Source organism: Escherichia sp. AM3 (assembly GCF_032029835.1).
In the GTDB taxonomy this organism is placed as follows: Bacteria; Pseudomonadota; Gammaproteobacteria; order Enterobacterales; family Enterobacteriaceae; genus Escherichia; species Escherichia coli.
This window is the reverse complement of record NZ_JAVUPQ010001118.1, coordinates 1-255: the sequence shown is the minus strand read 5'-3', so window position 1 is coordinate 255 and position 255 is coordinate 1. Positions and strand designations below refer to the sequence as shown.

Here is a 255-nt window from a genome sequence, read left to right as displayed (position 1 = left end):
GCGTATGGCCATCCACGATAAAAAGCTCATCGCTTTTTATCCATATTCAGCAGAAGCCGTGACACTTCTTGATGACCCGATGCACGATGCAGCGGAAGTCTTCAACACCATAGCGCGACACCTCAAAACCCAGAGTAAGGCAATAATGAAACGCCGTATGAAGTCCCTTGCCCTGTTTGTGAGCGGCGCGCTGATAGCATCTTCGTTATGGCTCCTGGGTACGGACAACCATTTCTCACTCAATGTGGGAAACCA

At 49.8% G+C, this 255-nt stretch carries 1 protein-coding gene; it reads left to right on the top strand.

Going from position 1 to position 255, the window contains the following annotated elements; translation table 11 throughout:
* The coding region (locus RTW80_RS29960) for a hypothetical protein (RefSeq protein ID WP_312721799.1) at window positions 1–255 on the top strand (255 nt) is incomplete at both ends.